Raw genomic sequence first — 15,744 nt, 5'->3', positions numbered from 1 at the left:
CGCGGCCCCGCCGCTTACAAGCCGCAACCCTGGACAGGCTGTAAGGTCGGCGAGAGGATGCGGCACCGCAGCGAGGCCCTGAACATGCTCACCAATGATCCCGCCACCCGCATCCGCGAACAGGCCGCCGCCCTGGAGCCGCGCCTGATCGAACTGCGCCGCGACATTCACAGCCATCCCGAACTCGCCTTCGAGGAAGTCCGCACCGCCGGCATCGTCGCGGCCGAACTCACGCGCATGGGCATCCAGCACCGCACCGGCGTGGGCCGCACGGGCGTCGTCGGCGTGATCGAGGGCGCGCGCCCCGGCCCCACGCTCGCGCTGCGCGCCGACATGGACGCGCTGCCCATCCATGAGGAAACCGGCCAGCCCTTCGCGAGCAGGTTCGACGGCAAGATGCACGCCTGCGGGCATGACATCCACACCGTTACCCTGCTGGGCGCCGCCGAGATCCTGAACGGCCTGCGCGAGAACCTCGCCGGCCGCGTCGTGCTGATCTTCCAGCCCGCGGAGGAAGTGCTGGAAGGCGCGCCCGCCATGATCGCCGATGGCGCCGCGGAGGGCATCGACATGGCCATCGGCTTCCACAACCACCCGGACAAGCCGGTCGGCACCTTCGGCTTCGTGCGCGGCCCCTCGCTCGCCGCCTCCGACCGCTTCGACATCGTGCTGCGCGGCAAGTCCGGCCATGCCGCGCACCCCTATGCCGCGGTGGACCCGATCGTCGGGGCCGCGCATCTCATCACGCAGTTGCAGACGGTCGTGGCGCGCGAGCAGAAGCCGCTGCACCCCTGCGTCGTCACGGTCGGCATGTTCCAGGCCGGCACGACCTACAACATCATCCCCGAACGCGTGCACCTGAAGGGCACGGTCCGCACCCTGCACGCCGAGGCGCGCGACGTGGCCGAGGCCGCCATCCGCCGCCTGGTGGAGCACACCGCCGCCGCGATGCGCATGGAGGCGAACGTCACCTATCGCCGCATGGTGGCCAGCCTGGTGAATGACGACCGCGTGCTCGAGCCCGCCATCGCCAGCGTGCGCGCGCATTTCGGCGAGGTGGTGCATGAGGGCACGCCCTCGATGGGCGCCGAGGATTTCGCCGCCTTCGCCGAGCGCGCGCCCGCCTTCCACCTCGGCGTCGGCGCCGGCGCGCCGGGCCGCGACGACAAGCTGCACAACGCCAATTACCAGCCGGATGAGCGCTGCATCGCGCTCGGCGTGCAGGCGCTCTCCCGCATCACGCTGGACATGCTCTCGTGAGGATCGCGGAGCTTCCCGCACCCGAGGTCGCGCGCCGCATCGCCGCGGGGCACGCCATCCTGCTGCCGATGGGCAGCACCGAGACACACGGACCAGGCCTGCCGATGGGCGACTACCTGCTGGCCGAGGCCATCGCGCTGCGCATCGCCGAAGCCGCGGGCGATGCCCTGGTGGCGCCTCCCGTCGCCTTCGGCGGCGTGGATTTCTTCCGCGGCGTGCCGGGCGGCGTGGCGCTGAGCACGCCCACGCTGACCGCGCTCCTCACCGAGATCCTGGTGGCGCTGGATGAGGGTGGGGCGCGCCGCATCCTCATCATCAACGGCCATGGCGGGAACATCCCCGCGATCGAGGACGCGCAGCGCGCGCTGCGCCGCAGCCATGGCGTGATCATCCCCGTGCTGCATCTCTGGAAGACCGCAGGGGCGTGGCAGGCGGAACTGGGCGGCGCGCCGGAGGCGCTCGGCCATGGCGGCGATCCCGTGGCCTCGGTCGCGCTGCATCTCCGCCCTGATCTCTGCGACGCCGCGAAGCTCGCGCCGCGCGCCGCGCCGGAGCCCTTCCTGGGCCTGCCGGTCAGCGGCTTCGGCACCCTCCGGGCGGAGGGGGTTGATTTCGGCGTGCCCATCGAATTGCCGGAGATCGCGCCCGGCGGTGTGCAGGCGACGGACCCTTCGGGCGCCAATGCCGAGCTCGGCGCGCGCATCGTGGCGCGGCACGTCGCCGCGGCGGCGGCCATGCTCGCGGCCATGCGGGGCGAGGCATGAAGATCACCATCTTCGGCGCCGGGGCCATCGGCAGCCATGTTGCAGCGCGCCTGGCTTCGCGCGGCCGGTCGGAGGTCAGCGTCATCGCGCGCGGGCCGCAGCTGGAGGCCATCCGCGCCCGCGGCATCACCGTGGAGGCGCCGGACGGCCGCTTCACCGCCCATCCCCGCGCGGAGCAGGACGCCGCCGCCCTTGGCCCGCAGGATGCGGTGATCGTCACCGTGAAGGCGCCCGCCATCACCAGCGTGGCCGAGGCCATCGCGCCACTGCTGGGGCCCGGGACGCCGGTCGTCTTCGTCGTCAACGGCATTCCGTGGTGGTGGGGCGAGAACCTCGCCACGCTCGATCCGGGCGGCGTCGTGCGCGCGAAGGTCGGCCTCGCCCGCACCATCGGCGGCGTCGTCTGGTCCGCCTGCACCGTGACGGAACCGGGCGTGGTCAAGGTGCAGAGCGCCGCCAACCGCGTGATCTTCGGCGAGCTGGACAACCGGATGAGCCCGCGGATTCAGGCCCTGGCCGAGGCGCTGGAAGGCCCAGGCATGGGCGGTGTCGCCACCACCGACATCCGCACCGCGATCTGGACCAAGCTGCTCAACAACCTGACCAATGGCCCGATCTGCCTGCTGACGCGCCAGGACATGAAGACCACCTTCAGCGACCCGGTGGTGCTGGCCGCCGCCAAGGCGGTGATGCATGAGGGTCTCGCCATCGCCGCCGCCCTTGGCCACGCGGTGCCGGGCGACCCGGAGGCGCAGATCCTCCGCTCCGTGGTCATCGCCCACAAGCCATCCATCCTGCAGGACCTGGAGGCGGGGCGGAGCCTGGAATTCGAGGCGCTGCTGAACGTACCGCTGCAATTGGCGCGCGAAGCGGGGGTGGCGGCCCCCACCTTCGAACTGCTGGTCGCCCTCGCGCGCCAGGCGGCGCGCTTCGGATAGGGTCTGATCGCCTTTGGTGGAAACGCCAAAGGCGTGAATCAGCCTTGCGGCAAGGCTGCTACCGCGCCTTCACCGGCCGGTTCGCGTGGCTGTCCGCCGGCACGCCGCGCGCCAGCGACATGTGGCTGTGCACCGCGATCCAGGGCTCCGGCCCATCGCCGGGCACGAGGATCAGCGTGGTCCGCCCCGGCCGGTCGAAGCGCGCGCCGTCCGGCGCATAGCCGGTCGAGGTGAAGGGCGCGATGGCCACCGCCATCTTCCCATCCGGGCTCGCCAGCACGCGCGTCACATCCAGGCGGAAGGTGAAGTCGGTGGTCTTCGGCCAGACCGATTCCCATTGCCGGTCCCGGAACACCTCCAGCCCCTCGACGATGGGCTGCACCGTGCCGAAGGCGATGATGCGCGGGTGCCAGAAGGGATAGGCGCTGCGGTAATCCACCTCCCGCACCGTGGCGGAGAAGCGGGTCAGCCAGTCCAGGATGGCGTCACGGATGGCGGGCGGCGCCTCCGGCAGCGCAGGCGTCACTGGCGGGAGCGCCGCGCGGGGGCCGGCCGGTTCAGCGCGGTCAGCGCCGCCTCGATCTCTGCCTGGGCCTTGGCGCGGTCATTGGCGAAGAGCGCGGCGCGGGCGGCGGCGATGTGGCCCACGGGCCCGCCGCGCACCGGCTCGCCTGCCTGGGCCGGGACGGTGCTGCGGGTCAGCAGGCGGGATTCGGCGCGCTCCAGGAATTCATTGGCCTGGCCGGCGCGGCCGGCGCGCAGCGCGGTGGCCGCGGCCCGCACCTGGGAGGCCGCGTCATCCAGGCTCGCCGCATCGGCATCCGCCGCGTCCCGCCGCTGCGCCTGCACGCCCGGCGGCACATCCGGGTTGCGGCGCTGGCGCTGCAATTCCTGGATCGAATCCCCCGTATTGGCCTGGGCCATCAGGTTCGGCGCCGGGTGGCGCTCCCCATGATGGGCGAAAGCGGGGCCGGCCAGCAGCAGCGCGGCGGCGGCGAGGGTGAGGTGACGCATGGGCGAAGTTCCTATCCGACAAGCGCCTTGAGATCGGCCTGCGGGCGGGCCCCGTAATGGCTGATCACTTCGGCGGCCGCGATGCTGCCCCAACGCCCGGCCTCGGCCAAGGGCTTGCCCATTGTCCAGGCGGCCAGGAAGCCGGCGGCATAGGCATCGCCCGCGCCGGTCGTGTCCACCACCGTGGTCGGCTGCGCCGCCACCAGATGGCGCTGCCCGCCCGAGAGGATGACCGAGCCGTGCTCGCTGCGCGTCAGCGCCGCGATCTCGACATCCTGAGCCACCCGCGCCGCCGCGACCTCGAAATCGTCCGTCTCGTAGAGCGCCAGGATCTCCGCCTCGTTCGCGAAGAGGATGTCGCATTCCTCGGCCACGAAGGCGCGGAAGGCCTCGCGGTGGCGGCCGACGCAGAAGGGGTCGGAGAGGGTCAGCGCCACTTTGCGTCCGGCGGCATGCGCGGCCTTCGCGGCGGCGCGGAAGGCGGCCTGGGCGGCAGGCGGGTCAAACAGGTAGCCCTCCAGATAGACCACCTTGGCGCGCGCCACCTCGGCCGCGTCCACATCCTCCGGCCCGAAGGTGACGCAGGCGCCGAGGAAGGTGTTCATGGTGCGCTGGCCATCCGGCGTCACCAGGATCAGGCAGCGGGCGGTCGGCGCGCCGGAAGCCAGCGGCGCGGTCGGGAAATGCACGCCGGCCGCCTTGATGTCATGCGCGAAGACCTGGCCGAGCTGGTCGGCCGCGACCTTGCCGAGGAAGCCCACCTTCGCACCCAGGGCCGCGGCCACGGCGCAGGTGTTGGCGGCCGAACCGCCCGAACTTTCGACGCCCGCCGGCATGGCGGCATACAAGGCCTCGGCCTGGGCCGTATCGATCAGCTGCATGCCCCCCTTGGGCAGGCCGCGCCCGGCCAGGAAGGCGTCATCCGTAGGCGCGAGCACGTCCACGATGGCGTTGCCGATGCCGAGGATGTCGAGGGAGGTGAGGCTCATGCGGGGCGGTCTTCCAAGTGGGGGCGAGGCCCCCGGGTAGCCTCCCGCGCCGGGAAATGCAAAGCGGAGAGGGAATCTTCACAGTCGGGCGTTGCCCGGCCACGGTCGCGCGTTATACACCGGCCACTTCGCTCGGATCTTGAAGGAACGCCTGCATGTCGATCTTTGGTCGCAAAAAGGATGAGAACCCCGAATCCAACCAGGAGGGGACAAACGGCCCGGCGCCGCGCGATGCCGAGCTGACCATGCCGAGCTACCGCGCGCCCGCCGCCAACAGCGCGCCCATGGGCCTGCCGCCCAAGCCCAGCAACGCCCCGGTCCGCCCGGGCGTGCCCGCCCCGGCCGCGATGCCGGCCCGCGGCGGCCCCGTCACCCCGAACGCCAATGAGCGCCGCACCCTCATCGTGGGCCGCGGCATCAGCCTGCAGGGCACGGTCGCCGACGCCGAACGCCTGGTGGTCGAGGGCACGGTCGAGAGCCAGATGATCCAGGCGGCCGAGCTGTCCGTGGCGCAGACCGGCGTCTTCCGCGGCGAAGTGCAGGTCGAGGACGCCGAGATCGCCGGCCTCTTCGACGGCACGGTCACCGCGCGCGGCAACCTGATCGTCCGCTCGACCGGCAAGATCAAGGGCATGGCGCGCTACAAGAAGCTCTCGGTCGAAGAGGGTGGGCAGATCGTCGGCAGCATGGAAATGCTGCAGGGCGAGGGCTGAGCCAACCCGCATCCCGCCGCCCAGCGGCGGGATTCCTTGATCTCAGCCTCCGTTCAGGACCCCCCGGGCATGGCGCGCCGCCTGATCCTTCTCCTGCTCGCGCTCACCGCCTGCACCGGCGGGCCGGAGCGTGAGCGGGAGGCCGCCGAGGCCATCCTGGACTCCCACCGCGCCACCCTCCAGGCGCTGGGCGCGCCCGCGCCCGCGCCCCGCCCCCGCGCGGCGGCGCCGAACCCGGGCTATCCGCACCACGCCGCCTCCCTGCTGGGCGCGACACCCGAGGCGGTGCGCGCGGCCCTGGGCGAGCCCACGCTGCGCCGCTCCGAGGGCCCGGCCCAGGTCTGGCTCTATTCGGGCGGCGGATGCCAGCTCGACATCGTGCTCTATGCCGGGGCCTCCGGACCGCGCGTGGCGCATGTCCAGGCGCGCGCCGGCGGCCTCGCGCAGCGCAGCGAGGCCTCCTGCCTGCGGGACATCTCGGCCCAGGCGGCCCATCCGCCCCCCGTGGCCCCGCCGGAGCCGCTCCCCGTGCCCGCCCCCTTGGCCGAGGAGGCCGGGTCGGACGCCTGACCCGGGGGCCCGGCGATGATCGCCTATCTCGACGCCTTCGTCCCCGCCTTCGGCCTGCTGGCGCTCGGCGCGCTGCTCAAGCGCCGCCTGCTGCGCGACGATGCGATCTGGGCGGGGATCGAGCGCCTGATCTTCTGGGTGCTGCTGCCGGCCCTGCTGGTGGCGGCCATCGGCTCGGTGAAGCTGGGCGAGGTGCCGGTCTTCGGCATGATGGCCGCGATCTGGACGGCGCTCGGCCTCGGCACCGTCGCCTCGCTCCTCATCGCCCGCGCCTTTCGCCAGCCGCATGCCTCGATGACCAGCGTCCTGATGGGCGGCATCCGCTTCAACAACCTGATCGGATTCGCGGTGGCCGGCGCGCTCTTCGGTGCGCCCGGCATCGCGCTCGGCGCCGTCGCCACCGGGCTGATCGTCCCCTTCGTGCAGTTCGTGACCAACACGGCCTTCGCCACGGGGGGCGGGCGGCGCTTCCAGCCCTGGCCGGTGCTGCGGCAGATCCTGATGAACCCGCTCATGCTGGCCTGCGTCGTCGGCTTCGCGGTGGCCTGGGCCGGCGGGCTGCCGCCGGGGATCAAGCCGCTCCTCGAATCGCTGGGCCGCGCCTCGGTGGCGCTCGGCCTGCTCGCGGTCGGCGCCGCGCTCTCGCTCGGCGCCATGGCGGACCGGCTGCCGCTGCAGCTTGTCACCTCCTTCCTGAAGCTGGTGATCATGCCGGGGCTGACGCTCGCCTTCTGCCTCTGGCTGGGGCTGGAGCCGCTTTCCATCGCCATGGCGGTCCTCTTCATGGCGCTGCCGACCGCCGCCACCTCCTACGTCATGGCCCGCGCCATGGGAGGGGACGCGCCGCTGATGGCCGCCATCACCTCGACCGAGCATGCGCTGGCCATCATCAGCCTGCCGCTCTGGCTGCTGCTGGTGAAGCACCTGACGGGGCTCGGCTGAGGGGCGTCCGGGCAACGTAATGTTCATCCCTCCGGCGGTAGCAAGGTGCCGGAGAAGAGGACCCCGCCGCCGCCCATGCCCAGCACCGCCCCGCACCCTGCCGCAACCCGCCCCCTCCCGGCCCCGCGCAAGGACCCCACCCTGCTCCATGCGCATGCCGCCATGGCCTCCATGCTGGAGCACGGCCTCTCCCCCACGCCGGCCAACTACCTGGTCTGGTTCAGCTTTCACGGCGATTCCGCCCCCGGCCTGCGCGCCGAGCTGGAGCGGCGGCTCGCGGGCCAGCCCCGCATGACGCAAGGCATGATGGAGGAGCTGCACCTGCAATTCTTCACCGCCGACCACGAGGCGGTCTCCCTGCGGGAGGTGGCGGCGCGGCTGGAGGTGGCGGTGCATGAGGCCATCGGCCTGGTGCAGGACACGCGCGAGGATGCGCTGCGCTATGGCGGCACGCTGGCCCAGGCCACAGACCGCCTGGGCGCGGAGCCCGAATCGCTCAACACCCTGCTGCGCCGCCTGGCGGCAGAGACGCTCGAGGTCTCCCGCCGGAGCGAGGCGGCGGCCCGCAACCTGGCCGAGACCGCGCGCAAGACGCAGGAGCTGCGCGATGAACTGGCCGAGGCGCGGCGCCTGGCCGGCACGGACCCCCTCACCGGCCTCGCCAATCGCCGGCATTTCGACAAGGCGCTGCGCGAGCAGCTGGCCGGGCAGCGGCCCACCGCGCTGGTGATGGTGGACCTCGACCACTTCAAGGCGGTGAACGACACGCATGGCCACCCCGCGGGCGACCAGGTGCTGTGCTGGCTGGCGGACATCCTGGCCGAGGCGGCGCCGGGCGACGCGGTGGCGGCACGCTTCGGCGGCGAGGAATTCAGCCTCATGCTGCCCTGCGGCCAGCTCCGTGACGCGATGGCCATGGCCGAGCAGATCCGCGGCCGGATCGCGCAGGCCACGGTGGAGCTGGCGGGGGACGGGGCGCACATCAGCGTCACCGCCTCCTTCGGCGTCGCGATGGCCCAGCCTGGCGAGCGGCCGGCGCAACTCATCGCCCGCGCCGATGCCGCGCTCTATGAGGCGAAGCGCGGCGGGCGCAACCGCGTCTGCGCCGATCAGCCCCTGCCCAAGGCGGAAAGCGTCTGGAACTGAGGGAAACACCCTTGGAAGGGCGCGGCGCGGGCCGCATGATGGTGGGCGCAGTCCATCGCCTGAGAGACCCCGCCATGCCCTTCACCCGACGCAGCCTCACCCAAGCCGGTCTGGCGCTTGCCGCCATCCCCGCCGCCGCGCGGGCGCAGAGCTTCCCGGACCGGCCGCTGCGCTGGGTGGTGGGCTATCCGCCGGGCGGCGCGTCCGACACCTTCGCGCGGCTGATCGGCGCGCAGATGGCCGCGCGCCTGGGCCAGAGCGTGGTGGTGGAGAACCGCCCCGGCGGCGGCGCCCTGCTGGCGAGCGAGATGGTCGCGCGCTCCCCCGCCGACGGATACACCTGGATGCACGTGGACAACGGCATCCTGACCTATAATCCGGCGCTCTTCTCGCGCATGCCGTTGAACCCGGACACGGATTTCACCGGCATCGGCTTCATCGGCCGCTTCCCGCTCTACATCGTGGTGCGGCCCGAGGGCTCGCCCCGCAGCTTCGCCGATTTCCTGGCCGCCGCGCGCACCCGGGCGCCGACCTACGGCACGCCCGCCGTCGCCTCCCCGCATCACCTGGCGATGGAGCTGGTGCGCCGCCGCACCGGGCTCGACGCCACGCATGTCCCCTATCGCGGCGGGCCCGCCGCCATGCAGGACCTGTTGGCGGGCAATGTGGATTCGGTGGTGATCGACACCGCCACCGGCCTGCCCTTCATCCGCGACGGGCGCGTGCGCGCGCTGGCCGTGCTGAGCGATGCGCGCAGCCCCCAGGCGCCCGAGGTGCCGACCATGGCGGAGCTCGGCCACGCCAACACGGTCGCCTATGGCTGGCAGGGCATGTCGGTGCCGGCGGGCACGCCGGCCGCCATCATCCAGCGCCTCTCGACGGAGATGATCACCGCCATCCAGTCGCCCGAGATCCAGGCGCGCATGACCACGCTCGGCATCGAGTATCAGCCCTGGACGCCCGCGCAGTTCAACGCCTTCGTCCAGGCCGAGAACGCGCTCTGGCGCCCGCTGATCCGCGAGCTGGGCATCCGGCTCGACGGGTGACCCGAGCCCGATCGTTTTTGGCGGCATCGCCAAAAACGTGAATCGGCCTCGCAGCCAGGCAGGCTTGGGCCCCGCTTCATGCGGGGCCCCGCCGCCTCAGTACATGTGTTGGCCGCCGTTGATGGACAGCGTCGAGCCGGTGATGAAATCCGCCTCGTCCGCCGTCAGGAACACCACGCCGCGCGCGATGTCCTGCGCGGTGCCGAGCCGCCCGCGGGGAATGCGCGCGATGATCTTCTCCAGCACATCCGCCGGCACGGCGCGCACCATCTCGGTGTCCACATAGCCGGGGGCGATGGCGTTCACCGTGATCTGGTTGCGCGCCCCTTCCTGGGCGAGCGCCTTGGTGAAGCCATGGATGCCGGACTTGGCGGCGGCATAGTTCACCTGGCCCAGCTGCCCCGCCTGGCCGTTCACCGAGCCGATGTTCACGATGCGGCCGAACTTGGCCGCGCTCATGCCGTCCCACACGGCCTTGCACATGTTGTAGCAGGAGCCGAGGTTGGTATCGATCACGTCGTCCCACATCTGGCGGGTGAGCTTGCGCATCATCGCATCGCGCGTGATGCCGGCATTGTTCACCAGGATCTCGATCGGGCCGTGTTCCTCCTGCACCTTCGCCACGGCGGCGATGCAGGCGTCGAAATCGCCGACATCGAACTTGATGCAGGGAATGCCGGTGCGCTCGGTGAAGGCGGCGGCGGCGGCGTCATTGCCGGCATAGCTGGCGACGACCTTGCGGCCCGCGGCCTGGAGGCCCTCGCTGATCGCGGCGCCGATGCCACGTTGACCACCCGTCACCAATGCAACTCGCGCCATGTGCAACCCTCCCTGGGATCTGCTTTTCCTGTGACGGTGGATTGGGCCGTCCGTCCTGATCTGTAACAAGCGCGGGGGGCGCGCGCCACAGAAACCGGCGAGACCAGGCGGGCCCTATTTCCGCCGCAGCTGGAACAGCGCCTGTTGTCCGAACAGGTTGGCAAGGCGCACGGAGCGCTTCCATGGCGCCTTGAGTCCACGCTCATCCACGGCGAGCCAGCGTTCGATCACATAGCCCTCCATCTCCGCCAGCGCGAAGAAGTCGAGGATGGTGCAGGGATGGATGTTGGGCGTCTCGTACCAGGGGCGGGACCAGGTCTCGGTGTCCGGCATGCGGCCACCCAGCAGCAGCTTGAGCCGCACCTCCCAATGGCCGAAATTCGGGAAGCTCACGATCGCGTGCTGGCCGATGCGCAGCATCTGGCGCAGCACCTCGCGCGGGCGTTCCACCGCCTGCAGGGTGCGGCTGAGCACCACATAGTCAAAGGCGCCGTCCGGATAGAAGGCGAGGTCGTTGTCGGCATCGCCATGGATGACGGCGAGGCCCTGCGCCACCGCCTCCGTCGCCTCCCGCATGTCGATCTCGATGCCGCGCGCATCCACGTTCTTCTCATTCGCCAGATGCGCCATCAGCGCGCCATCGCCGCAGCCGATGTCGAGCACGCGGGCACCTTCCGGGATCATCTCCGCGATGAGCCGCAGGTCGAGCCGCATGTTCTTCGCGACATATTGGATCGTGCCGTCGCGCATCAGCGTCGCTCCGCCCAGAGATCATCCTCGGTCCAGCCGAGGGCCGCGAATTCGGGCGTGCGCAGATGCGCCTCGCCCCAGCAATAGAATTCATCCAGCCGCGGCGCCGCGCGCCCCAGCATGCCATGCGCCTGGCCGCGATGGTGGATCTGGTGCTGGAAGAGGTGAAGCAGCAGCCGGTCCGCCCGCTCGCGCTGCACGCGATGGCCGCGCTGCACCTCGATGATCCGGCCGAGATCCTCATCCCGCAGCGCCTCGCACCAGGCGATCAGTCGCCGGTCCACCGCGGATTGCGCGGCCTGGAGCGAAGCCACGTCGCGGCAGGGCTCGCGCTCGGCCCAGGCGGCGGGGCCGAGCGTGCCGCCCTCCAGCGCGTCCACATAGAAGTGATCAATGATGAGGATGTGGTTCAGCGTGGCGCGCAACGAGGGGAAGAAGCCCACGCGCTCCGCCTCGAACTCCGCCTGCGACAATCCGGCGCAGAAGGTCAGCAGCCGGTGGTTGGCCCAGGCATTGTTGCGCGCATGCGCGCGCATCAGCAGCGCGCCGCTCATGCGCCCCCCTTCCTCATACCCCAAGCGCGGCGGCCGCGCCCGCGAGGAAGCCGCCAAGCGCCCGATGGAATTCCGGCTCGTCCAGCAGGAAGGCGTCATGCCCCTTGTCGGTCGTGATCTCGACGAAGCTGACCCGCGCCGCCGCCGCGTTCAGCGCGCGCACGAGCGCACGGCTCTCGCTGGTGGGGAACAGCCAGTCCGACGAGAAGCTCGCCACGAAGAAGCGCGTCGGCGTGCCGCGGAAGGCGTTGGCCACGCTGCCATGCTCGTTCGCCAGGTCGAAATAATCCATGGCGCGCGTGATGGTCAGATAGGAATTGGCGTCGAAGCGCCGCACGAAGGTGCTGCCCTGGTGGCGCAGGTAGCTCTCCACCTGGAACACGTCCTCCAGGAAGGTCAGCGCGCTCGCCCCCTGCAGGCGGCGGCCGAATTTCCGCGTCAGCGCCGCTTCGGAGAGGTAGGTGATATGCGCCACCATGCGCGCGACCGAGAGGCCCTGCGCCGGGATGCGCCCATCCTCCCAATAGCGCCCGCCCTTCCAGTCCGGATCGGAATGGATGGCCGCACGCCCCACCTCATGGAAGGCGATGTTCTGCGCCGAGTGATGCGTGGCGCAGGCGATGGGCGCGGCCGCGAAGACGCTCTCCGGATAGGTCGCGGCCCATTCCAGCACCTGCATCCCGCCCATCGAGCCGCCGATCACCGCCAGCAGGCGCTGGATGCCCAGATGCTCCACCAGCTTCTTCTGCGCGCGTACCATGTCGCGGATGGTGACGGTGGGGAAATCCGTCCCCCAGGGGCGGCCCAGCGGCACGCCGTGCTCATCCGTCATCTCCTCGCGCGGCCCGGTCGAGCCCATGCAGCCGCCCAGCACATTGGCGCAGATGACGAAGAAGCGGTCCGTATCCACCGGCTTGCCAGGGCCGATGATCGCCTCCCACCAGCCGCCCTTGCCGGTGACGGGCTGGCGCTCGGCCACATACTGGTCGCCCGTCAGCGCGTGACAGACGAGGATCGCGTTGCTGGCGGCCGCATTCAGCGTGCCATAGGTGCGATAGGCGACGGCGAGCGGCCGGATCACGGCGCCGCAATCCAGCGTCAGTCCCTCGGGCAGGACCGCGCGCTGGTGCTGGACCTCCGGGAAGGGGGCGATTTCGTTCATGGAAGCGCAGAGATAGGGCCTGCCTTGCCCCGGGGCAACTTGGCGCGAAGCGCGGGCGCCGCTATGCCTTCCGCACCCATGTCCGAACCAAAACCCGACCCTGACACGCTGGAGGCGCTGCGCGCCGAGATCAACAGCCTCGACGACGCGATGCATGACCTGCTGATGCGCCGGGCCGAGGTGGTGCACCGTCTCGGCGCCAGCCAGGCCAAGCCCGCCGGCACCGTGCTGCGCCCGGGGCGCGAGGCGGCCATCCTGCGCCGCCTGCTGGCGCGGCATTCGGGGCCCCTGCCCCGCCCCGCCCTGGTGCGCCTCTGGCGCGAGCTCTTTGCCAGCTCGGTCGCCCAGCAGGGCAATTTCAGCGTGGCGCTGCCGGCCGACCCGGCGCTGGCGCGCCTCGCCGCCGAGCATTTCGGCGTCACCACGCCGCAGCGCCAGCACCCCTCGCTGGGCGCGGCACTGGCCGCCCTCGGCCACCGCGAAGCCAGCATCGCCGTCCTCCCCTGGCCGCGCGAGAGCGACAACGCGGCCGAGGAATGGTGGACGCGCTTCGATGCCGCGCACCTCTCCGTCATCGCCCGCCTGCCCTTCGTCTCGGATCGCGAGCCGCCGCTGGAGGCCGCCGTCATCGGCCTGCACCCGGCCGACCCCTCGGGCCGGGACGCCACGCTGCTGCGCGTGGAAATGGACGGCGAGCCCAGCCGGTCAGCCCTTGCCGCCCATTGCGGTTCGGGCCGCGTGCTCATCATGCGCCGCGGCCCGGGCTTCACCCGCGCTTTGGTCGAGACGCTCGACGCGCCGCCCGCCGGCGCCACCATCCTCGGCCGCTATGCCATTCCCGAACGAGGGACCAAGTAACGCCATGAACGCCCTCCTGCCCCGCCCCTCCATCCTGACGATCGAGCCCTATGTCGGCGGCGAGTCGAAGATCCCGGGCGTGAACCGGATCATCAAGCTCTCCTCCAACGAGGGCGCCTTCGGCCCGCCGCCCATGGCGCAGGAAGCGATCATCGCCTCCGCGCGCGAGGCGCATCGCTACCCGGATGGCGGCGCCACGAAGATCCGCGAGGCGATCGGCGCGAAATTCGGGCTCGACCCCGCGCGCATCGTCTGCGGCAATGGCTCGGATGAGCTGATCGCCTATCTCATCCTCGCCTATGGCGGCGAGGGCACCGAGCTGATCATGCCCGCGCATGGCTTCGTCATGTATGACCTGACCGGCCGCTATGCCGGCTGCCGCGTCATCAAGGTGCCGGAGAAGAATCTGCTCGCCGATGTGGACGCGATGCTGGCCGCCGTCGGCCCCCGCACCAAGCTCGTCTGCCTGGTGAACCCCAACAACCCGACCGGCGCCCTGCTGCCGCAGAGCGAGGTGAAGCGCCTGCGCGCAGGCCTGCGCGACGATATCCTGCTGATCCTCGATTCCGCCTATGCCGAATACGTGACGGACCCCGATTACGATCCCGGCCAGGCGCTGGTGGATGCCTCGGGCAACACCGTCATGACGCGCACCTTCAGCAAGATCTTCGGCCTGGGCGGGCTGCGCCTCGGCTGGGCCTATATGCCGCCGCAGGTGGCCGATGTGCTGGCGCGCATCCGCGGCCCCTTCAATGTGAACGCGACGGCCATGGCCGCCGGCATCGCGGCCCTGGCCGAGCCCGACTGGATCGAGCGCAGCGTGGCGCACAACACGGAATGGCGCGCCAAGACCGTGGCTGGCCTCCAGGCTGCGGGCATCAAGGTCTGGCCCAGCGCCTGCAACTTCATCCTCGCCGATTTCGAGGATGTGGCGCGCGCGAAAGCCGCCGATGCGGCGCTGCGCGCGCGCGGCATCATCGTGCGTGGCGTGGGTGGGTACAGCCTGCCCACCTGCCTGCGCATCACCATCGGCACGGCGGAAGAGTGTGGCATGGTCATCGACGCGCTCACGCATTTCATGCGTGATGTTTGACGCCCTCAAACGCCGGGCGCGCGCTCCGCGCGCTTGGCTTGGGAATGCTGAAGCATTCCGCCGTGCCTATCCAGCGGGGATTCTCGTGGCGCGGCGCCTCGCTTGGCTTGGCGGTTCCCGACCGTGACCGAACCGCTCTTCGACCGCCTCTGCCTGATCGGCGCGGGCCTGATCGGCGGCTCCATCGCGCGGCGCAACCGCGAGGGCCATGCCCTCGCGCGTGAGGTCATCGTCACCGCCCACAGCCAGGCCACGCGCGACCGCGTGCGTGAACTGGGCTTCGCCGACCGCGTGGAGGATGACATCGGCCGCGCGGTGGAGGGGGCCGATTGCGTCATCCTCTGCGTCCCCGTCGGCGTCTACGCCCAGGTGATGGCGAAGATCGCGCCGCATCTGAAGCCCGGCGCGATCCTCACCGATGTCGGCTCCACCAAGGGCTCCGTCATCCGCGACCTCACACCCCTGCTGCCCCCCGGCGTACATCTCGTGCCCGCGCACCCGATGGCCGGCACCGAGTATTCCGGCCCGGATTCCGGCTTCTCCACGCTCTTCGAGGGCCGCTACGTCATCGTCACGCCGACCGAGGGCACCGACCCCGCGGCGGTGGAACAGGTGCGCGAACTCTGGCGCCGCTGCGGCTCCATGATCGAGAGCATGGACCCCGTCACGCATGACAAGGTGGTGGCCATCGTCTCCCACCTGCCGCACCTCATCGCCTTCACCATCTGCGGCACGGCGGACGACCTGAGCGAGGAAACCCGCGAGAGCGTGCTGAAATTCGCCGCCTCCGGCTTCCGCGACTTCACGCGCATCGCGGGCAGCGACGTGAACATGTGGCGCGACGTCTTCCTCAACAACCGCGAGGCGGTGCTGGAAATGCTCGCCCGCTTCACCGAGGACGCCCAGGCCTTCGGCCGCGCCATCCGCTGGGGCGAGGCGGGCTTCATCGAGGACCGCATCAAGCGCGGCCGCAAGATCCGCCACAGCCTGATCGAGCGGAAGCAGGCTTAGTTATTGCCCTCAGATGCCGGGCGCGGCCTTCGGCCGCTTGGCTTCGCCGCGTCGCTGTTGCGTTGGGGCAACAGCTCAGTCGGGCGGCGCCGGCCGCCCTGCGGCCGGATGAGCT

18 protein-coding genes are annotated in these 15,744 nt (G+C 71.1%); 11 read left to right on the top strand and 7 right to left on the bottom strand.

The window, feature by feature from the left end; genetic code table 11:
* Window positions 1-57: 57 nt before the first annotated feature.
* The 3 genes from ACQ860_RS16390 to ACQ860_RS16380 are packed head-to-tail and all read left to right on the top strand — an operon-like array spanning window position 58 to window position 2,962.
* Window positions 58-1,260, top strand: coding sequence for a M20 metallopeptidase family protein (locus tag ACQ860_RS16390; protein WP_431304403.1), 1,203 nt, complete (start codon window positions 58-60; stop codon window positions 1,258-1,260).
* A complete protein-coding gene (locus ACQ860_RS16385) occupies window positions 1,257-2,024 on the top strand; it encodes a creatininase family protein (protein ID WP_431304402.1) in 768 nt (255 codons plus the stop codon). Before ACQ860_RS16390 ends, ACQ860_RS16385 begins: the two co-directional genes overlap by 4 nt.
* Complete coding sequence (locus tag ACQ860_RS16380; protein WP_431304401.1) at window positions 2,021-2,962, top strand: ketopantoate reductase family protein; 942 nt, start codon at window positions 2,021-2,023, stop codon at window positions 2,960-2,962. Before ACQ860_RS16385 ends, ACQ860_RS16380 begins: the two co-directional genes overlap by 4 nt.
* Window positions 2,963-3,020: 58 nt before the next feature.
* Here the strand turns inward: ACQ860_RS16380 and ACQ860_RS16375 are convergent, their stop codons facing one another.
* Genes ACQ860_RS16375 through ACQ860_RS16365 form a run of 3 tightly spaced genes read right to left on the bottom strand, consistent with a single transcriptional unit; the run spans window position 3,021 to window position 4,965 of the window.
* Window positions 3,021-3,488, bottom strand: a complete 468-nt coding sequence (locus ACQ860_RS16375; RefSeq protein WP_431304400.1) for a YybH family protein — start codon at window positions 3,486-3,488, stop codon at window positions 3,021-3,023.
* Entirely contained in the window at window positions 3,485-3,976 is a 492-nt protein-coding gene (locus tag ACQ860_RS16370; RefSeq protein WP_431304399.1) for a hypothetical protein, read from the bottom strand. The genes ACQ860_RS16375 and ACQ860_RS16370 overlap by 4 nt, the downstream gene beginning before the upstream one ends.
* An 11-nt stretch (window positions 3,977-3,987) precedes the next feature.
* The gene (locus ACQ860_RS16365) at window positions 3,988-4,965 is read right to left on the bottom strand and encodes an adenosine kinase (protein ID WP_431304398.1); all 978 of its coding nucleotides are present in this window, start codon (window positions 4,963-4,965) and stop codon (window positions 3,988-3,990) included.
* A gap of 155 nt (window positions 4,966-5,120) precedes the next feature.
* Between ACQ860_RS16365 and ACQ860_RS16360 the strand changes: the two genes are divergently transcribed.
* From ACQ860_RS16360 to ACQ860_RS16340, 5 genes are all read left to right on the top strand, one after another.
* Complete coding sequence (locus ACQ860_RS16360) at window positions 5,121-5,678, top strand: bactofilin family protein (RefSeq protein WP_431304397.1); 558 nt, start codon at window positions 5,121-5,123, stop codon at window positions 5,676-5,678.
* A 69-nt stretch (window positions 5,679-5,747) separates the two neighbouring features.
* A complete protein-coding gene (locus tag ACQ860_RS16355; RefSeq protein WP_431304396.1) occupies window positions 5,748-6,248 on the top strand; it encodes a hypothetical protein in 501 nt (166 codons plus the stop codon).
* A gap of 15 nt (window positions 6,249-6,263) precedes the next feature.
* A complete protein-coding gene (locus tag ACQ860_RS16350) occupies window positions 6,264-7,190 on the top strand; it encodes an AEC family transporter (RefSeq protein WP_431304395.1) in 927 nt (308 codons plus the stop codon).
* Window positions 7,191-7,265: 75 nt separating this feature from the next.
* Entirely contained in the window at window positions 7,266-8,336 is a 1,071-nt protein-coding gene (locus ACQ860_RS16345) for a GGDEF domain-containing protein (RefSeq protein ID WP_431304394.1), read from the top strand.
* Between the two features lie 74 nt (window positions 8,337-8,410).
* The gene (locus ACQ860_RS16340) at window positions 8,411-9,382 is read left to right on the top strand and encodes a Bug family tripartite tricarboxylate transporter substrate binding protein (RefSeq protein WP_431304393.1); all 972 of its coding nucleotides are present in this window, start codon (window positions 8,411-8,413) and stop codon (window positions 9,380-9,382) included.
* A gap of 96 nt (window positions 9,383-9,478) precedes the next feature.
* Here ACQ860_RS16340 and phbB read toward each other — a convergent pair whose 3' ends face one another.
* The 4 genes from phbB to metX form a co-directional block, all read right to left on the bottom strand.
* On the bottom strand, window positions 9,479-10,201 hold the full coding sequence (phbB, locus tag ACQ860_RS16335) for an acetoacetyl-CoA reductase (RefSeq protein ID WP_431304392.1): 723 nt from the start codon (window positions 10,199-10,201) through the stop codon (window positions 9,479-9,481).
* A 114-nt stretch (window positions 10,202-10,315) separates the two neighbouring features.
* Window positions 10,316-10,915: a methionine biosynthesis protein MetW gene (gene metW, locus ACQ860_RS16330; RefSeq protein WP_431305772.1), complete on the bottom strand. Its 600-nt coding sequence runs from the start codon at window positions 10,913-10,915 to the stop codon at window positions 10,316-10,318.
* A gap of 35 nt (window positions 10,916-10,950) precedes the next feature.
* The gene (locus ACQ860_RS16325; protein ID WP_431304391.1) at window positions 10,951-11,505 is read right to left on the bottom strand and encodes a DinB family protein; all 555 of its coding nucleotides are present in this window, start codon (window positions 11,503-11,505) and stop codon (window positions 10,951-10,953) included.
* A gap of 13 nt (window positions 11,506-11,518) precedes the next feature.
* Window positions 11,519-12,667: a homoserine O-acetyltransferase MetX gene (gene metX, locus ACQ860_RS16320; RefSeq protein ID WP_431304390.1), complete on the bottom strand. Its 1,149-nt coding sequence runs from the start codon at window positions 12,665-12,667 to the stop codon at window positions 11,519-11,521.
* A 78-nt stretch (window positions 12,668-12,745) separates the two neighbouring features.
* Here metX and ACQ860_RS16315 point away from each other — a divergent pair, with 78 nt between their 5' ends.
* The 3 genes from ACQ860_RS16315 to ACQ860_RS16305 all read left to right on the top strand — a co-directional run bounded on the left by ACQ860_RS16315 (window position 12,746) and on the right by ACQ860_RS16305 (window position 15,629).
* Complete coding sequence (locus ACQ860_RS16315; RefSeq protein ID WP_431304389.1) at window positions 12,746-13,525, top strand: chorismate mutase; 780 nt, start codon at window positions 12,746-12,748, stop codon at window positions 13,523-13,525.
* Window positions 13,526-13,529: 4 nt separating this feature from the next.
* Window positions 13,530-14,618, top strand: coding sequence for a histidinol-phosphate transaminase (gene hisC, locus ACQ860_RS16310; RefSeq protein ID WP_431304388.1), 1,089 nt, complete (start codon window positions 13,530-13,532; stop codon window positions 14,616-14,618).
* A 123-nt stretch (window positions 14,619-14,741) separates the two neighbouring features.
* Entirely contained in the window at window positions 14,742-15,629 is an 888-nt protein-coding gene (locus ACQ860_RS16305; RefSeq protein WP_431304387.1) for a prephenate/arogenate dehydrogenase family protein, read from the top strand.
* The last annotated feature ends 115 nt before the right edge of the window (window positions 15,630-15,744 follow it).

This window comes from Sediminicoccus sp. BL-A-41-H5 (assembly GCF_050632405.1).
GTDB lineage: Bacteria > Pseudomonadota > Alphaproteobacteria > Acetobacterales > Acetobacteraceae > Roseococcus.
This window is presented reverse-complemented; position numbering and strand designations above follow the sequence as displayed.